General features: G+C 42.1%; 15 protein-coding genes, 1 pseudogene and 1 riboswitch. Of the genes and pseudogenes, 12 read left to right on the forward strand and 4 right to left on the reverse strand.

Annotated features, from left to right (window positions below; all coding sequences use genetic code 11):
* On the reverse strand, positions 1–717 hold a 717-nt coding region (locus HMPREF9074_RS12635; RefSeq protein WP_034539676.1), incomplete at its 3' end, for an ATP-dependent DNA helicase.
* A gap of 127 nt (positions 718–844) precedes the next feature.
* On the opposite strand from HMPREF9074_RS12635, the gene HMPREF9074_RS03385 reads away from it, so the two are divergent.
* The 6 genes from HMPREF9074_RS03385 (at position 845) to HMPREF9074_RS03410 (ending at position 6,566) form a co-directional block, all read left to right on the forward strand.
* Positions 845–1,510, forward strand: a complete 666-nt coding sequence (locus tag HMPREF9074_RS03385; RefSeq protein WP_009390490.1) for a hypothetical protein — start codon at positions 845–847, stop codon at positions 1,508–1,510.
* Entirely contained in the window at positions 1,485–2,327 is an 843-nt protein-coding gene (locus HMPREF9074_RS03390) for a DUF3822 family protein (protein WP_009390487.1), read from the forward strand. The genes HMPREF9074_RS03385 and HMPREF9074_RS03390 overlap by 26 nt, the downstream gene beginning before the upstream one ends.
* A 15-nt stretch (positions 2,328–2,342) precedes the next feature.
* Positions 2,343–3,050, forward strand: coding sequence for a hypothetical protein (locus tag HMPREF9074_RS03395; RefSeq protein WP_009390478.1), 708 nt, complete (start codon positions 2,343–2,345; stop codon positions 3,048–3,050).
* 13 nt (positions 3,051–3,063) lie between these two features.
* Positions 3,064–3,792, forward strand: a complete 729-nt coding sequence (locus tag HMPREF9074_RS03400; protein WP_009390476.1) for a hypothetical protein — start codon at positions 3,064–3,066, stop codon at positions 3,790–3,792.
* Between the two features lie 25 nt (positions 3,793–3,817).
* Positions 3,818–4,528: a DUF4197 domain-containing protein gene (locus HMPREF9074_RS03405; RefSeq protein WP_034539691.1), complete on the forward strand. Its 711-nt coding sequence runs from the start codon at positions 3,818–3,820 to the stop codon at positions 4,526–4,528.
* Positions 4,529–4,610: 82 nt separating this feature from the next.
* A complete protein-coding gene (locus HMPREF9074_RS03410) occupies positions 4,611–6,566 on the forward strand; it encodes a M3 family metallopeptidase (protein WP_009390471.1) in 1,956 nt (651 codons plus the stop codon).
* Positions 6,567–6,643: 77 nt separating this feature from the next.
* Here the strand turns inward: HMPREF9074_RS03410 and HMPREF9074_RS03415 are convergent, their stop codons facing one another.
* A complete protein-coding gene (locus HMPREF9074_RS03415) occupies positions 6,644–8,797 on the reverse strand; it encodes a TonB-dependent receptor (protein WP_009390470.1) in 2,154 nt (717 codons plus the stop codon).
* Between the two features lie 103 nt (positions 8,798–8,900).
* A riboswitch (TPP riboswitch) is annotated at positions 8,901–8,989 on the reverse strand.
* Between the two features lie 398 nt (positions 8,990–9,387).
* On the opposite strand from HMPREF9074_RS03415, the gene trpS reads away from it, so the two are divergent.
* From trpS to HMPREF9074_RS03445, 6 genes are read left to right on the forward strand one after another with little or no spacing between them, the layout of a single operon-like run.
* Positions 9,388–10,356, forward strand: coding sequence for a tryptophan--tRNA ligase (gene trpS / locus HMPREF9074_RS03420; protein ID WP_009390468.1), 969 nt, complete (start codon positions 9,388–9,390; stop codon positions 10,354–10,356).
* A 2-nt stretch (positions 10,357–10,358) separates the two neighbouring features.
* Positions 10,359–11,321 carry a Gfo/Idh/MocA family protein gene (locus HMPREF9074_RS03425; protein WP_009390467.1) on the forward strand — a complete coding sequence of 321 codons (963 nt, stop codon included), beginning with the start codon at positions 10,359–10,361 and terminating at the stop codon, positions 11,319–11,321.
* Positions 11,318–12,727 (forward strand): SPOR domain-containing protein, encoded by a 1,410-nt coding sequence (locus HMPREF9074_RS03430; RefSeq protein WP_009390466.1) that lies wholly within the window; start codon positions 11,318–11,320, stop codon positions 12,725–12,727. The genes HMPREF9074_RS03425 and HMPREF9074_RS03430 overlap by 4 nt, the downstream gene beginning before the upstream one ends.
* A gap of 11 nt (positions 12,728–12,738) precedes the next feature.
* Entirely contained in the window at positions 12,739–13,371 is a 633-nt protein-coding gene (locus tag HMPREF9074_RS03435) for a 7-carboxy-7-deazaguanine synthase QueE (RefSeq protein WP_009390465.1), read from the forward strand.
* A 9-nt stretch (positions 13,372–13,380) separates the two neighbouring features.
* Positions 13,381–15,981, forward strand: a complete 2,601-nt coding sequence (locus tag HMPREF9074_RS03440) for a DNA gyrase/topoisomerase IV subunit A (protein ID WP_009390464.1) — start codon at positions 13,381–13,383, stop codon at positions 15,979–15,981.
* Positions 15,982–16,016: 35 nt separating this feature from the next.
* Positions 16,017–16,748: a GDSL-type esterase/lipase family protein gene (locus HMPREF9074_RS03445; protein WP_052141364.1), complete on the forward strand. Its 732-nt coding sequence runs from the start codon at positions 16,017–16,019 to the stop codon at positions 16,746–16,748.
* Positions 16,749–16,758: 10 nt separating this feature from the next.
* On the opposite strand, the gene trpA is transcribed toward HMPREF9074_RS03445, so the two are convergent.
* Both trpA and HMPREF9074_RS03455 read right to left on the reverse strand, forming a co-directional pair.
* Positions 16,759–17,520 (reverse strand): tryptophan synthase subunit alpha, encoded by a 762-nt coding sequence (trpA, locus tag HMPREF9074_RS03450; RefSeq protein WP_009390462.1) that lies wholly within the window; start codon positions 17,518–17,520, stop codon positions 16,759–16,761.
* A pseudogene (locus HMPREF9074_RS03455) lies at positions 17,513–17,742 on the reverse strand (tryptophan synthase subunit beta); the annotation flags it as partial. The pseudogene HMPREF9074_RS03455 and the gene trpA, both read right to left, overlap by 8 nt.

Raw genomic sequence — 17,742 nt, forward strand, 5'->3', positions numbered from 1 at the left:
AAGGTCAGCCGATTTGCCTATTCTAAATTGAAAATAAGGCTGAGAGGTGTTGCCGAAAATGGTTTTGCGTAGGGCAGTAGCATTGCGCAAAATGCCCGAGCGGCGGCGTTGGCGCACCACATCGGTTAGCTGTGTGCTGACCACTTCCTTTTGGTATTGGTATTCTAAATGGGCAATATTCAGGGCGGGACTACCGTGGGTGTGTACGGGAGGTAGCTGGGCAGCATCGCCTATAAGCAGCAGCTTGCAGTCCGTGCCTGAATAAACGAAGCGCATCAGGTCGTCTAATAGCGAACGACTGCCGAATACCCCCTCATTATCGGCTATCATAGAAGCCTCATCAACAATAAAGAGCGTGCGCTGCGCCTTATTAGGGCGTAGGGTAAAAGCCAGTTCGCCCCCTTCGGTGCGGTGGTAGTAGATGTACTTGTGAATGGTAAAAGCGGGCTGGCGGGTGAAGAAGGTCATCACTTTGGCAGCTCTACCGGTGGGAGCGAGCAGCACAGAGTGGTGCGAAATGAGTGGCAAAGCAGCGATGAGGGCGTTAGTAATAGAAGTTTTTCCGGTGCCGGCAAAACCTTTCAGCAGGAAGAGTTTTTCGGCAGCCTTAGGGTCGAATAAGTATGAGCTAAAAAGCTGTAAAGCAGTGTGTTGCGAGGGTGTTGGCGTGTGCGAAAACGCTTGCAAAAGCGCTTGAAAAAAGGTGTTTTCGGTCATAGAAAAATAGAGTTTCGAGAGCAAAGTTATAAAAAAAAGTTAAAATAATTTTTTAGTTTGAAAAAAAGATTGTAGTTTTGCGCAATACCAGTCAAAAAGATGTATTATTAATTATAGTATTAAAACGATGAAAAAAATTGTAACTATTGCATTTTGGGCATTAGGTTTAGTATTTTGCTACCTAATTTATAGGTCAGTTACAGGACCTATTGAGTTTAACAAAGTAAAAACCGAGCGTTATACTGAGGTGATTAAAAAGCTGAAAGATATCCGTGCGGCACAAGACGCTTACCTACGCATCAACGGTAAGTACGCCGACAATTTCGACCAGCTAACTAACTTTATCGAAAACGCTCAGTTTACTATTACTTCGCAACGCGATACCAGTTGGACAGCTTTTGATAAGACGTTCAATATCGAGGTAATGCGCCAAGGGGTTCGCATCGATACTTTGGGCTATGTGAAAGTGAAAGACTCTTTGTTTAAAGATTCTGACCGCTACAAAACTTTGCGCTACGTACCTAAGTTTACTAAAGACGAAGCACCTCTTTTGTTCACTATGAAAACAGGTGAAATAAAAGACAAAAACAACGTTGTGTCTTCTGTTTTTGAAGTGTACGTATCTAAAAGAGATGTCCTAAAAGGGCTTGACAAGGACTTAGTAGACAAAGAAGTAGTGAAAAACTCAGTAGATGATGTGAAAGGCGAAAATATAAAAGTCGGCTCTCTCGAAGAAATCACTGTTAATGGTAACTGGCCAACTTCTTATGACGCAAAAATTGCAAAACAATAATGAATTAAACAGCTACTTTAAGGAATTGTCCATTCAAATAAACTTGGATGGACTTTCTTTTTGTGTCTTTAATCCGGTGCTGAATTATGTAGAGGCTATTTACAATTTCCCGATGAACTTCAGCTACAAAACACCTCAAGAAATAGAGCGACAGATACACGAGGTAATAGAGGGCGAGACCGATTTGCGGCAGGACTTCGATAATATAAGGGTACTGCATAACTCGCCTAACTTTGCCCTAATTCCGCAGCCGCTCTGTGGCAGAAAAGAGGAGATGATAGAGTATTTGAAGTACAGCATAGATGTAACCGATGTGCCAGCGCGTGCGGTAGAGATAGACAAAATCCCTTCGATAGAAACGGTCAATGCCTATCTGCCTAATGCAATGGTCAATAACGCTTTGCTGTCGTATTACGGGCGCTTCGACTATCAGCATTTTGCTACCTCGTTGCTCAAGATGTTTCTAAAGCACTACGCCTCGCACGACTATGAGATGATGTATATCTATGCCGAAGTGGGGTCGTTTTACTTTGTGACTTTCAAAGGTAGGCGGTTGCATTACTTCAATCGATTTAGTTACGAAACGATTGAAGATTTCTTATACTACATACTTTTCTCAATAGAACAATTAGATATTAATACTGAACAAGTGGCGCTCTACATTACGGGCGAGTTAGACCCTACGGCGCTGTTTTACAGCAAAGTGCGTAGGTATGTCAAGTATATTTACCTGCTGAAGTACCACAAAGAGCATTACATAGCAGGAATGGACGAAGAGCTTATCAGGCGTAACTTTGTGCTGACCCAATCATTTTAAACCTTTTTCTTACTAATGAAACTATCAAACGTATTAAGTCTTTCATTTCAGTTGTTTAAGACTACTTTTTTAACGCATCTGTTAGGCTGTTTGCTCCTTTTTGGCGTACTTTTGGGGCTGTATTGGTTTTTAGCTCCTGTTATTTTCGGAATGCCTTTAGAGGAAGTTGCCCAACTATCAAAACAGCCTGAAAAGATAACAGCTCTTGTAAACAATGGCGGTTTTGCTATCAAATTATCGCTTTTTCTGCTGCTGGTAGATGGTATTGTAACGCCCTTTACTACCGGTATGTACAAGAATTATAGGTCAGTGCAGCGCAATGAGGCGGCTACCATAGGGCAGCTGTTTAGCTTCTATCGCTCTACCTATACCGGCAGGATACTTAGTTATGTGTTGCTGCTTACGGCGCTGAAGAGTGTTGCTTTTGTAGGGATAGGCGCTTTAGGGCTTCCGGCATTTGCTTTGGCTACTGTTACGGTAATGTCGATTGTGTTTGTGCTTACTTTGCCTATCATCATTTTTGAAGACCAACCTCTGCTAAGGGCTATGGGCAATAGCTATAAGCGCACGGTACCTGTCATTTTTACAGTGATGCTCGCCTTAATCTTAGGAGGGATTGTCAGTCTTTTAGGGGCTTTTGTGTTTGGCATAGGTATTGTAGTTACCTTCCCAATGCTATACGCAGTGATTTACAGCCTTTATACTAATAGTGTAACCCATTAAAAAACATTAAAATATGTCATTCTCAAACGTTTTCGATTTTGCAGGACAACTCTATAAGAAAGCCCTGCTTGTACACACTATAGGCATGTTGCTGCTTACGGTAGTAATTATGTTACTGATGTTTATAGGTATACCTTTGCTGATGTCTTTTCATTATGAAGAGATGATTATTAATGCAAAAGATAATCCTTTCTATGTGGCAGAGCTGATGTCTTCGCCCCTTATGCTTGCTAAAATCTCTCTTATGTCATTAGTAGTAGGGGTGTTAGTAGCGCCTTTATCAGCTGGTTTTTACCAAAACTTAGATGCGATTGCGAAAGGAGGTCAGTCAGATTTTGCTAATTTATTTACGCACTATAATTCTCCTTACACAGGGCGTATAATGCTTTCTACCTTGATATTAGGGGTAGTTAATGGAGGGATATCAATACTGATGAATGTATTACGTATACCGCTCTTAGACAGTCTTCTTTCTTTTTTTATAAATATAGTGTTTTGCTTAAGCCTCCCGATTATCATCTTTGAAAATCAGTCAGTTACTGATGCACTAAAAGGTAGTTATGAGCGTGTCATAGCCTCTTTTGGCACGGTTTTGGGAGTGCTATTAGTAGGGTTTCTCATTGCTGTATTGGGGGTATTAGCGTGCTGTGTGGGGTTATTCTTTACCGTACCTTTCTTATATGCAGCAACTTATGCTATATACGATGCTTGCAAAGCAAAACCAAAAATATCAGAATATTAAAACAGGAATTAATAAAATAATATATATGAAGAAAACTCTTTTATTAGGTATATTGGCTGTAGGTAGCCTTACCTTAAACAGCTGTAATGAGTTACAGCAGGTGCTTAGCCAAACGGCGCAAAGTGGTAGCCTAAATGTGGCTGGCGGACTTAAGCAAGCGTTAGAATTAGGCGTGAGTGCAGGTGTAGATGCCTTGAGCAAAGATGGTGGCTATTTCAAAGATCAAGCAGTGCGTATCTTATTGCCTGAAGAATTGCAAAAGGTAGATAAAACCTTGCGCTCTATAGGGCTCGGCTCATTAGCCGACCAAGGGCTAAAAGTGCTAAACGAAGCAGCAGAGAATGCAGTAAGTCAAGCAAAACCTATCTTCCTTTCAGCTATACAAAATATGACTTTTTCCGATGCTATGAACATTCTAAAAGGGGATAATACCGCTGCTACTACTTATCTGAAGAACTCTACTTATTCGGCTTTGGTAAGTGCTTTTTCGCCAAAAATACAAGAATCGCTTAGCAAAGTAGGTGCTGATAAGGTGTGGGAGAACATTATCAGTAAGTACAACCAAATACCTTTAGTGAAACCGATAGAGGCAAACCTCACTCAGTATGTTACTACCCAAGCAATCAATGGGCTTTTTACTAAAGTGGGTGATAAAGAGAAGGAAATACGCACCAATGTAGCGGCTCGTACTACTCCTCTGCTACAATCGGTATTTGCTATGCAAGACAATAAGTAGTTTTTTATTAATTTTTTAATTATGAATTTATAAGAAGGCTACCTGAGAGATTGGGTAGCCTTAAGATATTAATCACTTTATTATGTTTCATACTCCTTACGAGGCTGCTCCTTTTTCGCAATTTACAGCCTTTGATTATCTGCCAGCTATTCAGACCGCTATTAATGATAGTTTGGCAGAAATACAAAAAATCAGCAAAAACTACAAACCTGCCACTTTTGAAAATACTATACTTCCTTTAGCTTATAATGACTTGCGCTTAGAGAGGCTTACCTCTATGTTCTTTAATTTGAATAGTGCCGCTACTACTCCTGAACTACAAGCACAAGCGCAACTTATCTCGCCTCTGCTTAGTGAATACACTAATGATGTGAGGCTTAATGCTGTACTCTTTAAACGGATAAAAGCTATATACAGAAAACGGGAGAAACTATCTCTAACAGCCGAGCAATGTACCTTGGTAGAGAAAATGTATCATAACTTTATGCGCAATGGGGTACACCTACGCCAACGCAAAATTCGCCTGCGCGAAATAGACAGAGATTTAGCAGCGCTTAAGCTAAAGTTTTCAGAGAACTTATTGGCTGAAAACCAGCTTTTTTTCATACATATCACTAACCCTATAGAGGTAACGGGGCTACCCGATTACGCTCTTCAAATGGCAACTGCTGAAGCGGCAAAGCGCAAGTTAGAGAGCTGGGTTTTTACCCTTGACTTTCCGCTCTATACTGCTGTGATGAAGTATGCTGATAACCGCGAATTGCGCCGGAAACTCTTCATAGCTTATCACAAAAGAGGCGCTAATGACAATGAGTATAATAATGAGGAAATAGTATGGCAAATCAGCTTGCTACGCCGCGAGCGCGCACGCCTATTGGGCTATGAGAATTACGCTACCTTTGTGCTTGAAGACCGTATGGCAGAAAGCCCTCAGCAGGTAAACGACTTTCTACAATCGCTGTTAGAGCAAGCCTTGCCTTTAGCCAAACAAGAACTAAAAACGCTGCGCATATTCTCTAAAATAGATGATTTTCAGCAATGGGATTTTCCTTATTATGCTGAAAAGCTCAAACAAGAGGAATATCAGATAGATGACCAGCAGTTAAAACCCTATTTGGCTTTAGATAAAGCAGTGCAAGGAATGTTCGCAGTAGCTAATAAAAAACTATACGGACTGCATTTTGCGCTTACTGACGAGGTCGAGAAGTACCACCAAGAGGTACAAACCTACAAGGTAACCGATGCCGAGGGCAATTATGTAGCATTGCTCTACACCGATTTCTTCCCTCGTGCAGGCAAGCGCAATGGAGCTTGGATGACTACTTTCAAAGACCAATATATCGACCTACAAGGCAACGATTCGCGCCCTCATATATCAATAGTCTGCAACTTTACCCGTCCAACGGACACAGAGCCCTCACTGCTCACATTTAATGAGCTTACGACTCTCTTTCACGAGTTTGGACATGCCCTTCACGGAATGCTTTCGCGCGTAACCTACCCCAGCCTAAGTGGTACTAATGTAGCTCGCGACTTTGTTGAACTACCCAGCCAACTGATGGAAAATTGGTGTTATGAAGAGGAAACTCTACGACTATTTGCAACCCATTACCAAACAGGCGAGCCTCTGCCTATGGAGTGGGTACACCGCATAAAGAAAGCACAAAAGTTTATGGAGGGACTCCTAACGGTGCGTCAGTTGGTCTTTGGTATTCTCGATATGGCTTGGCATAGTGTGAAGTATGCTGACGAGATACGAAGCACCAAGGGCTTTGAGCATTCACTATCATTACCCCAGATGTTTCCACCTATTGAAGAGATTTGTATATCTACCGGCTTTTCACATATTTTCAGCGGAGGCTATGCCGCAGGTTATTACAGCTACAAATGGGCAGAAGTGTTAGAAAAAGAAGCTTTTGGTATATTTGAAGCTGCTGGTATTTTTAACCCCGAAGTAGCGACTCGTTTTCGCAAGGAAATATTAGAGAAAGGCAGCAGCGAAAAAGAAATGACCCTATTCAAAAGGTTTAAACAATAAAAGTATATAGTAAGGCATAAAAAAAGCTACCAATTATTGGTAGCTTTTTTTATGCCTAAACTTTAGGTATTTTGCTCTTAGAATGAAAGGGTTATACCTGCCAAATAGTGAGCTTCTGCAGCAGGTATATAAGATTCTCCATACTTATTACTACCATAAGGTATGTATTTAGCATTTAAGATATTGTTTCCTATTACTGAAAATAAAACAGATTTAAAGGTATGTTTAGGGTTCCATTCGTATTGCAAACTTAGGTTGTTTACAAAATAAGCATCTAATTTAGCTTCTTCACGCTGTGTGTTATCAATATATTGGCTACCTACATATTTAGAAATAAGACTTGCTTGAAAGTTCTTTATAGGCAAGAAGCTAATTGTATTACCTATTACAGCACTTGGTGAGTATGAAATTTGAGTATCACCCCAATAGGTAATAACTTTTTTCTTCTCTGTTTTGTAGTCTTTAGTAATGTTCTTACTGAAAGCTACATTAGGTTGCCATATCCATTTGGTAGAAAGGTGTACAGTCGCATCAGCCTCAATACCTGAGCGGTAGCTACTTCCTACATTTTCACGGATAGGGTAGCCTGTTTCATTTAGTTTACCAGTAGGTATAAGTTGGTCTTGGTACCCCATATAATAACCATTAACGTTCAAAACTACCTTATCACTCTGATAACGCCATCCTAATTCAAAATCATTTAGTTTTTCAGCTACAGGTTTTTTAGCTAAAGCATTCTTTTTTAGTTCTTTAGCATAATCTTTATAGTCAGAACGATTAGGTTCTTTAGTAGCGCGTGCATACGATAGATAAAAGCTATTGTTTGGATTGAGGTTAAAGCTAACTCCCATTTTAGGGTTGAAATTGTAAAGAGCTTCGTTTACTTTGTATTTTTTAGCCTCATAATTTACATAGCGCAATTGCATATCAGCAAATAAACTCCATTTTGAGTTTAGAGTATAGGTCAGTTTAGCAAAGCCTGATGCTTCTTCTTTGGTGTTAAGCCCTTCATAACTATAATTGTTTTTGTATGAAGTATAAGCTTTTTCAGCCCATAATAAATCTTTAATATGAGCCCCTTGATAGCGGTTTAAAGCTCCTCCTACTAACAAATCTATATTATCCTTTTTATAATTAGCTGAAAAGGTCGTTCCCCAAAAATCATTATTAAGTCCTTGTTGGTGAATATAGTAAGCTTGTTTTTCTTCCCCGTCAGGATCATTACCCAATGAAGGAAGCCCTATCCAAGAATAAGCACCTTTCTCATAGTTTTCCCAATAACCCTTTCCTTTGGTATAGTGAAAAGCGATTTGGGTACGCCAAAACTCATTCCACTGTTGCGACCAATGCAGTTGAGCGAGGTCTTGCTGATAGTTGTCGCTTTCATTGTCGTAGAAACGCTTATTGCCGGCAGCATCAGTATATTCACCTGCAGGATTATAGCGTCTATCGTTAGCCAAGGTTGCTTTGTCAAGTCCTAAATAGGTTAGATAGGCGTGCTGTTTTCCCCCTAACAAAATAGCTTTGATAAGCGTACCCCCATAAGCGTATGCCCCTTGTAAAAAGTAAGATTTGAGATTAGCCCACCCTCTATCTCTGTAGCCGTCACTTTTAATAACCGAAAAACGACCACTAAGCTCAAAACGGTCATTAATCTTACCAGTAGAAAATTTAAGAGCGTGTTTATGAGTGTTGTAACTACCGTAGAAATTTGCTATTTCAGCACTTGCTTTTGGCTGAATAGCCTCCGTTAGTATATTAAGACTCGCTCCAAAGGCACCCGCTCCGTTCGAAGAGGTACCTACCCCGCGCTGTAGCTGTATGTTTTCAGCTGACGAAGCCAAATCCGAAAGATTGTAAAAGAATACCCCACCCGACTCCGAGTCGTTTAGCGGTACTCCGTTGATAGTTACGTTAGTACGGTATATATCCGAACCACGCACATTTATATAAGAAGAACCAAAACCTACCCCGTCTTCAGAATAGCTCACCACATTTGGCAGATGGTTGAGCAGCAAAGGCAGTTGTTGCCCAAAGTTTTTAGCTTTAATCTCTTTTTTTGAGAGATTAGAAAAAGTGATAGGGAGTTTTTGGTTAGCCCTAACTGCCGACACTAATACTTCGTCTAACAGTATAGGCTCACGGATAGAGTCCATAACCGACTCAATTGGTTGTTGCGCCATAGCCACTGACGACAAGCATAGCGCGGTGTACATAAGTACATTTTTCATTGTTGAATAAAATGTTTTTTTCACAAATAAAAGAGGCAATTATTTGGTGTGGTTATTAAACAAAAAATGACTTGTTCCTGCTACCCAAAAGCAAAAACAAGCCTTACGCTTAGTTTCATTCCTTGAACGGCATTACCCGCTCAAGTTCTATGGGTATAATCTCAGCCTATTACAGCACCCCTTATGAGACGGCGGCAAAAGTACAAAAAATATGTTAAAGTCCAAAAAAAACTTATTAATTATTTCCACGCCCCCATTCCTCCCAGCCTTCCCAATCCTCCCAGCCTTCTCAGCCCTCCCAATCTCTCTCCCAGAAAAATTTTCTAAATACACTTACCCTATACAAACCATATAGGAACAATACAGGAACACCGAACAATCACCGAACAATCACCGAAGTATAAACGACTAATAATCCTTCTCCAACCAGAAAAATATGCTACCCTCGCTCAGCTCTTACTCAAATAATCTTGTGTGTTTTGCCTACATAATTCATAATTCAAAATAATTTTGTATATTTGCCGCCAATTAAACCTATTAGTCAATCTGCAAACTAACAAATTGGCTAATCGACAAATCGACAAATTAAAATGGCTCGTATACTTACAGGTATTCAAAGTACAGGCACCCCCCATTTGGGCAATATACTCGGGGCTATACGTCCGGCAGTGCAAATGGCTGCCGACCCCGCTAACGAATCTTTTCTCTTTATAGCCGATATGCACTCGCTCACTCAAATAAAAAATGGCGAGGAGTTGCGCGCCAATACTTATAGCGTAGCAGCTACGTGGTTAGCTTTCGGTCTCGATACCAATAAGGTAACTTTCTACCGCCAGAGCGATGTGCCTCAAACGGCAGAACTTTCGTGGTATTTAAGTTGCTTTTTTCCTTATCAGCGCCTCACGCTTGCCCATTCGTTCAAAGATAAAATGGACTATCTGCAAGACGTGAATGCCGGTCTTTTCACCTATCCTATGCTGATGGCAGCCGACATATTGCTCTACGATGCTGAGGTCGTACCTGTGGGTAAAGACCAATTACAGCACCTTGAAATCACCCGCGATGTAGCTTCTCGCTTCAACCACCAGATGGGCGAAACTTTTGTGCTACCACAGGCTAAGATTGAAGAGCGCATAATGATTATCCCTGGTACTGATGGCGAGAAGATGAGCAAATCGCGCCATAACTTTATCAATATCTTTTTACCTGAAAAACAACTCAGAAAGCAGGTGATGTCTATACAAACCGATAGTACGCCTTTAGAAGACCCTAAAGACCCCACCACCTGCAATGTGATGAAACTATATCGCCTATTGGCTACTGACGACCAAGTGCAGCAGATAGAAGCTCTCTATCGTGCAGGAGGCTACGGCTATGGTCAGGCCAAACAGGCTCTTTACGAACTGATATTAGAACAATTTGCTACCCCTCGCGAGCGTTATGCTTACTTTATGGCACATTTAGACGAATTGGACGCTATCCTAAAGGAAGGTGCTGCCAAAGCGCATAAAGTAGCCGACGAAACCCTCCGTAGGGTACGCGCTAAAATAGGATACTAAAAATGGAAAAACAAAAAGCAGGGGTGCTCGGCGCAGGGCATCTCGGAAAAATACACTTGCGATTGCTAAACCAATCCGATAAATACGAGTTGGTAGGTTTTTACGACCTCGATGAGGCTAACGCTCAAAAGGTAAGCCAAGAGTTTGGCTACCATCGTTTTGATAGTGTCGAAGCCCTCATCGCTGCTTGCGATATGGTCGATGTGGTAACCCCCACGCTCAACCACTTCGCTTGTGCCGAAAAAATCATCAAAGCCGGTAAGCACCTTTTTATCGAAAAGCCTATCGCTACTACGGTCGAAGAGGCTGAACAAATCATCGCCTTAGCCGAAGCCCACCAAGTAAAAGGACAAGTCGGACACGTAGAGCGCTTCAACCCTGCCTTTACTGCCGTACGCGACCAGATACAAGAGCCTATGTTTATAGAGGCGCACCGCTTAGCTGAGTTCAACCCTCGCGGTACTGATGTGCCCGTAGTGCTCGACCTGATGATACACGATATAGATGTCATACTGAGTGTGGTAAAATCAAAGGTGAAACACATATCAGCCAGCAGTGCAATGGTGATAAGCCACTCGCCCGATATTACCAATGCCCGTATAGAGTTTGAAAACGGTTGCGTAGCCAATCTTACAGCCAGCCGTATCTCGATGAAGAATATGCGCAAAAGCCGATTCTTTCAGCGAAACGCTTATATATCAGTAGATTTCTTAGAAAAGAAAGTGGAAGTGGTCAAGATGAAAGAAGCCCCTGAAGTAGCAGGCGACTTCGATATGATATTGCAAAATGCGGAGGGAGAAAGAAAGCAAATCTACTTTGAATATCCTGAAATTCACAATAACAACGCTATTTTAGACGAACTCGAATCTTTTGCTGATGCTATCCGTAATAACACCACACCTACGGTCACCCTACAGCAAGGTACTGAGGCGCTCAGAATAGCCAAACAAATTCTGAACCAATGAAATATCTCATCACCGTATTAGCGCTTATAGGGCTTCTGATGCCTGCAGCGGCACAAAATACCGATTTCAAAATCAGGTACGAAACCTTCATCAAGGGGGATATCAAGATAATAGGCAACAACGTGATAAACCGCAAAGAAAAAGGCGCAAGCCCTAACGACCCTTATAACGACCGTTCGCCTAAAGCCAAACTTAATGACGAGTTTGATATGCAGTATATTGATGTTGATAACGACCCCAATACTTTTGCGTCAAGTACCGCTCATTTCAGCTATGACGGTACGGGGGGCAAGGTGGCGTACGCCGGACTTTATTGGGCAGCTACTTACCCGTATAATAGCGGAGTGTTGCGCGGCACTAAGAATATACCGGTAGACAAAAACCGCGAAGAGGCAAGTAGCGTATTATTTAAAACCCCTGATATCAATGCCTATGTGCCTATATCAGGCGAACTTATCTACGATGGTATCAATGATGAAAAGCTAAAAAATGCGGCTCCTTATGTCTATTACGCTAATGTTACCTCGTTGCTCGCCCCTGCTACCAAAGTAGTTGGCGACTATACTGTGGCAAACGTGCGTGCTGCTCTTGGGCAGATAGAAGGAGGGTCAGCTGCGGGCTGGGCATTGGTGATAGTATACGAAAATCCTGATAGCAATGTCAAGAAAATCATTACTTACGATGGTTTTTCTGCTATTACTAATGAAGAGTCTAAGACATTTAGCTTCAAAGGATTTAAAACACCTGAAGAAGATGACTTCAAAACCCGTATTATGGGGGTAACCCTCGAGGGCGACCTCAATATGATGGGCGACAACGTGTCGATTACAGTGCCCGAAAGCGGCAAAACTACTTCGTTAGAGAGCAAAGTGCGTCCAGCGCAGAACTTCTTCAACAGTAGTATCAACGTGAATGACGATTTGGTAACGCAGCGCAAACCTGCCAGTCTCAATACGCTTGGCTTCGACCTTTTCCGTATGGATATTAAGAATGAAAATCGTTATCTTATCCCTAATAACGCCACCTCGCTCGACCTCAACTATACTCGCAGCCGCGACAGATACTTCTTGTTCCTTACTGCTTTAGAGATTGAAAACAACCCTAAAGAAATCACTCAGCTATATCGCAGTACAAGGGTTACCAAGCTAACGGCTAAAGATACCGAAAAAGGATATTACGTAATAGTAGGGGTGTTCCTCAATATCAATAACGTAAATAAGCGAGTAGAAGAGATGAAAAACTTTGGTTATGATGCTAAGGTGTATTATAACCGCGACCAAGTGCTTAACTTTATCTACGTAGATCGTTTTGATAAGTATGAAGATGCGATGAAGAAAGTAGAAGAAATTCGCGAGAATACCGAGATACCCGACCCGTGGATATTAGACGTAGCAAATTACGAATAGAAGCAGATTAAATGTTAGACGAATATAAGTTAACAGCCTTGCATAGGGGGGAGGCGCTCCCCCTTATGGAGGCTTTTTACTCCTTACAAGGTGAGGGGTATTATAAGGGTTCAGCCGCTTACTTTATTAGGTTAGGCGGCTGCGATGTTGGTTGCCATTGGTGCGATGTAAAAGAGAGCTGGGCAGCCGAGGCGCACCCTATAGTGCCGGTCGAGGATATAGCAGCCGAAGCGCTAAAGCATTCTCGCCTTATCATCATCACAGGGGGCGAACCCCTGATGTGGAACCTCGATAAACTCACCGCTCTGCTCAGAGAAGGAGGAGCGCGTACTCATATAGAGACTTCGGGCGCTCATCCTCTCTCAGGTACGTGGGATTGGATATGCCTATCACCTAAAAAAATAAAGCGACCAGTAGGCGGGGTACTACAGCAGGCAAACGAGCTAAAAATGGTCATCTATAACAACAATGATTTTCTTTTTGCTGAAGAGATGGCAGCCCAAGTATCACCCGACTGCCTGCTATACCTACAGCCAGAGTGGAGCAAATCAGCAATAGTAATCCCTAAAATAGTAGATTATGTAATGACGCACCCACAGTGGCGTGCCTCACTGCAAATGCACAAATACCTCGATATTAGATAAAAGAGCAAAATGGAAGAAAATGAGCTTCAAACTAGTGCTGCGCATCCTAATGACAGCATCATCAAGATAACCGGTATGTACCAAGACTGGTTCTTAGATTACGCCTCTTACGTAATCTTAGAGCGAGCGGTGCCTGCTATAGAAGATGGTTTCAAACCCGTACAGCGTCGTATTATGCACTCCCTCAAAGAGTTAGACGATGGTCGCTACAATAAGGTGGCCAACGTAGTGGGTAACACTATGCAGTACCACCCCCACGGTGATGCGAGTATAGGCGATGCGATAGTGCAAATCGGTCAGAAAGAACTGCTTATCGATACCCAAGGTAACTGGGGCAACACCCTAACAGGGGCTGATGCCGCAGCGCCCCGTTATATAGAAGCACGACTTTCTAAATTTGCTCTCGATGTAGTGTTTAGCCCTAAAGTAACCGAATGGCAATCAAGCTATGACGGACGCAAGAGAGAACCTATCAGCCTGCCGGTCAAGTTCCCCCTACTACTCGCACAAGGTACTGAGGGGATAGCGGTTGGGCTTTCTACCAAGATACTGCCTCATAACTTTATTGAGCTTATCGATGCCTCGGTTGCTTATTTGCAAGGAAAACCTTTTGAGCTCTACCCCGACTTCCCCACAGCGGGTATTATGGACGTAAGCGGCTATAACGATGGGGCAAGAGGCGGACGTGTAAGAGTGCGTGCCAAGATTTCCCAGTTAGACAAAAGTACTCTCGTTATCAACGAAATACCTTTTACTACTACTACCAAAACCCTTATCGACTCGATACTGAAAGCCAATGATAAGGGTAATATCAAAATAAAAAAAGTAGATGATAATACAGCGGCCGATGTAGAGATATTGGTGCACCTTCCTAATGGTTCTTCACCTGATAAAACCATCGATGCCCTCTATGCTTTTACCGCTTGCGAGACGGCTATTTCGCCCATCACTTGTGTGATTGAGGACAATAAGCCGCATTTTTTAACAGTATCTGAGGTGTTACGCCGCAGTACCGACCGCACTGTCGATATACTCAAACAAGAGTTAGAAATCACCTTAGAGGAGTTGCATTTGCAATGGCATAAAGCCTCTTTAGAAAAGATATTCATCAGAGAAGAGATGTATATCAACTTCAAAGATAAAAAGTACAAAAATAAAGAGCTTTTATACCAATACCTCTATGACCGTTTTGAGCCTTTCAAAAAGGATTTGCTACGCGAAATTACCGATGACGATTTAGAACGCCTTACCCAAATACCGATGATTCGTATCACCAACTTCGATACCTATCGCGCTGAAGAGCAGATGCTAAAAATAGAAGCCGATATCGAGGAGGTGAAGAACCATTTAGCGCACTTAGTCGATTATGCTATTGCGCATTTCGAGCGACTTAAGAAAACCTATAGCAAAGGGCGCGAACGCAAGACTGAGATACGTGTGTTCGACACTATCGAGGCGACTAAAGTAGTGGTGCGCAACACCAAATTGTATGTCAATCGTGCAGAAGGCTTTGTCGGTACAGGTTTGCGCAAAGACGAGTACGTAGGCGATTGCAGCGAGATAGACGATGTGATAGTCTTTACCGAAAGCGGTGCGATGTACGTTACCAAAGTAGCTGAAAAACAGTATATAGAGAAGAATATTATACACGTAGCAGTGTTTAAGAAAGACGACAAGCGCACCATCTACAATATGATATACAAAGACGGACAAACCGGCTTCTCGTATATCAAGCGCTTCAACGTAACGGGTATTACCCGCGATAAGAAATATGAGTTGATACCCCAGCACAAAGAGAGTCGAGTGCTCTATTTTACGGCTAATCCTAATGGCGAAGCCGAAGTCGTAACCGTAAACCTGCGTCAGTTAGGTACTTTGCGAAAACTGCGTTGGGATATAGATTTTGCCGACACCCTCATCAAAGGGCGTGGCGTGAAAGGTAATCTTGTTAGCAAGTACGCTATTAAGCGCATTGAGCTGAAAGAGAAAGGCGTATCAACCCTCAAGCCTCGCAAGATATGGTTTGACGACATTGTAAGGCGTCTCAATACCGAAGAGAGAGGCAAGTTACTCGGTGCTTTCAAAGGCGATGACCGTATGTTGCTTATCACCAAAGAGGGATTAGTAAAAACCATTATACCCGAATTGAGTTTGCATTTTGATAATAACATCTTGGTAATGGAGAAGTGGGTGCCTGAGAAGCCTATTTCGGTGATTTACTACGATGGTGAGAAGGAACGTGTATTTGTAAAACGCTTTGTGGTAGAGAACGAAAACCGCGAAGAGTTAGTAATTACTGAGCATCCTAAATCACAATTACTCTTTGTCTCTGCCGACTGGCGACCTATGGCTGAGGTAGTATTCACTAAAGAAAAAGGCAAGGAGAAAGAGAACCTTACGGTCAATTTAGAAGAGTTTATCAGCGTAAAAGGTATTAAGGCATTGGGCAATCAACTCACTACCGACAAGGTGAAAACCATCAATACTCTTGAATCTCTCCCTTATGAAGAACCCCAAGAAGAGGAAACAGTAGAAGATTTAGGTGATGAAGAGATAATAGCATCTACAGAGAATGAAAACAGTGGCACCCAAACGGAATTAGAGTTTTAAGATAGTTAGAAATGAAAAAATACATTACATTAATAATGAATTTATTAGCTTGTTGTTTTACGGCGAGAGGGCAGCAGTATAAAAATACTCAGCAAACAGAAACCCCTACCATTACGATCAAGACAGTTATCCCATTCGAACAAACCGATGAGGCGGAGTGGATAAAGCGTTACCAGCGCGATATTGATTACTACCAGAAGCAAAACAAGCGTATGAAAGACCTCAGTTGCGATGTGCTTTTTCTGGGCAGTTCAACTATTAATATGTGGGACACAATCGAACAAGATTTTGCTCCTTTAAAGATTATACGCCGTTCGTACGGAGGGGCTACTTTGCGCGATATGCTGTATAACTACCCTGTGATAGCGCAAGGCTATCAACCTAAGCAGATAGTGCTATATGTAGAAAACGATTTGGGTACGCATAAAGAGGGGGTAAATGCGGTAAAGTGCTTCGATTTGTTCAGAATATTCATAGCTCGCCTAAAAGAGGAGTATCCTACAGCTACCTTATGGGTAGTGTCGTTAAAACCTTCCCCAGCTAAGGCACACGAACTCAAAGACCAGCAACTTGTCAATGCCCTCCTACAGCAAAACGCTTCTCTACAAGGCTATACTTACCTCGATATTACCCACGTAATGTATGACGAGGCAGGCTCTCTGCGCACCAATATTTATAAAGAAGACAACCTACATATGAATGCCGAAGGCTACAAACTCTGGACATCAGTACTAAGACCCTATCTTCTAAAAGAAGAAAAAGAATAGCACTGATTTTCTAACCAAAAATCTTCCCTATTTCACTTATTACACTATCTACGCTATTGTTTTGGGTATAGGCCACGATGCTGGTGCCTACTATTACCCCATCGGCATAGTGACGCATTGTCTCCACATCACTATGAGTTTTAATGCCAAAGCCCAAAGCAATAGGCAATGAGGTGTGTTGCCTAATTTCGTCAGTGAAGCGTTGCAAACGGTCTAAACTTACCTGCTTGCTACCTGTTACACCTAATGACCCCACAGCATATATAAAACCGCCTTCACCTAAGCGCACTATCTGAGCAATACGAGCCCCCGAGGTTACACTTACTAAAGGAATAAAAGCTATATTATGGGCTTTCAGTACAGGTAGTATGGCAGTCGCTTCTTCATAAGGTAGGTCGGGAATGATAAGCCCACTAATACCTACTTCGGTACATCGTTGTACAAAAGCCTCCACTCCATAGGCAAAAAGCAGGTTGTAATATACTAAGAAGAGCAAAGGCTTGTGTACCTCCCCCTTTACCTTTTCGAGTAGGTCAAATACTACATCGGTAGTAACCCCCGCTTGCGAGGCAGCAAATGAGGCTTCAGCTATCAGCTTGCCGTCTGCTAAAGGGTCGGAGTAAGGAATGCCTATTTCAAGCATATCAAGTGCCGACTGGTCTAACTTCCTCAAAAATTCTTCTGTAAAGCTGAGGTTAGGATACCCAGCTACTATATAACCGATATTTACTTTTTCTTTTCCTGCAAAAATTTCAGATATAGATTTAGTCATATTTTTCTCCTTTAAGTATTGAAAATACAGTATGCATATCCTTGTCACCTCTACCCGATACATTTACTACTATCGTTTGTCTTTTGTCAAGGGTTGGACATAATTTTTCTAAGTAGGCTAAAGCGTGAGCACTTTCTATAGCAGGTATAATACCCTCTTTGCGAGTGGTGAATAGCAGTGCTTGCATTGCTTCGGCATCGGTGATAGGAGCATAAGTAACCC

The organism is Capnocytophaga sp. oral taxon 329 str. F0087, assembly GCF_000213295.2.
In the GTDB taxonomy this organism is placed as follows: domain Bacteria; phylum Bacteroidota; class Bacteroidia; order Flavobacteriales; family Flavobacteriaceae; genus Capnocytophaga; species Capnocytophaga leadbetteri_A.

Bases quoted from the DNA above. Each gene is read 5' to 3' on its own strand.
- HMPREF9074_RS03385 (WP_009390490.1), top strand. From the start codon at position 845: ATGAAAAAAATTGTAACTATTGCATTTTGGGCATTAGGTTTAGTATTT.
- HMPREF9074_RS03390 (WP_009390487.1), top strand. From the start codon at position 1,485: ATGACGCAAAAATTGCAAAACAATAATGAATTAAACAGCTACTTTAAG.
- HMPREF9074_RS03395 (WP_009390478.1), top strand. From the start codon at position 2,343: ATGAAACTATCAAACGTATTAAGTCTTTCATTTCAGTTGTTTAAGACT.
- HMPREF9074_RS03400 (WP_009390476.1), top strand. From the start codon at position 3,064: ATGTCATTCTCAAACGTTTTCGATTTTGCAGGACAACTCTATAAGAAA.
- HMPREF9074_RS03405 (WP_034539691.1), top strand. From the start codon at position 3,818: ATGAAGAAAACTCTTTTATTAGGTATATTGGCTGTAGGTAGCCTTACC.
- HMPREF9074_RS03410 (WP_009390471.1), top strand. From the start codon at position 4,611: ATGTTTCATACTCCTTACGAGGCTGCTCCTTTTTCGCAATTTACAGCC.
- HMPREF9074_RS03415 (WP_009390470.1), bottom strand. From the start codon at position 8,797: ATGAAAAATGTACTTATGTACACCGCGCTATGCTTGTCGTCAGTGGCT.
- trpS (WP_009390468.1), top strand. From the start codon at position 9,388: ATGGCTCGTATACTTACAGGTATTCAAAGTACAGGCACCCCCCATTTG.
- HMPREF9074_RS03425 (WP_009390467.1), top strand. From the start codon at position 10,359: ATGGAAAAACAAAAAGCAGGGGTGCTCGGCGCAGGGCATCTCGGAAAA.
- HMPREF9074_RS03430 (WP_009390466.1), top strand. From the start codon at position 11,318: ATGAAATATCTCATCACCGTATTAGCGCTTATAGGGCTTCTGATGCCT.
- HMPREF9074_RS03435 (WP_009390465.1), top strand. From the start codon at position 12,739: ATGTTAGACGAATATAAGTTAACAGCCTTGCATAGGGGGGAGGCGCTC.
- HMPREF9074_RS03440 (WP_009390464.1), top strand. From the start codon at position 13,381: ATGGAAGAAAATGAGCTTCAAACTAGTGCTGCGCATCCTAATGACAGC.
- HMPREF9074_RS03445 (WP_052141364.1), top strand. From the start codon at position 16,017: ATGAATTTATTAGCTTGTTGTTTTACGGCGAGAGGGCAGCAGTATAAA.
- trpA (WP_009390462.1), bottom strand. From the start codon at position 17,520: ATGACTAAATCTATATCTGAAATTTTTGCAGGAAAAGAAAAAGTAAAT.